This window comes from Gilvimarinus sp. 1_MG-2023 (genome assembly GCF_030548285.1).
In genome coordinates, this window is sequence record NZ_JAUOSC010000892.1 from 1 (window position 1) to 279 (window position 279).

The window sequence follows — 279 nt, forward strand, 5'->3', positions numbered from 1 at the left end:
GGCCACGCTGGCGTAACCAGTGGTCACAGATCACAATAGCCATCATCGCCTCGGCGATGGGAGTGGCACGAATACCGACACACGGGTCATGCCGGCCCTTGGTGACCACTTCGATCGGGTTTCCTTCGACATCGATGGACTGCCCTGGAATCACCAGACTGGACGTCGGCTTGAGAGCAATATGGGCTATCAGATCCTGGCCGGTCGAGATGCCGCCCAAAATGCCACCGGCGTGATTACTGAGGAATCCCTGGGGGGTCATTTCGTCACGGTGTTCGG

1 protein-coding gene is annotated in these 279 nt (G+C 58.8%); it reads right to left on the reverse strand.

From position 1 onward, the window contains the following. The coding region (locus Q4563_RS19435) for a chorismate synthase (RefSeq protein WP_303605686.1) at positions 1 to 279 on the reverse strand (279 nt) is incomplete at both ends.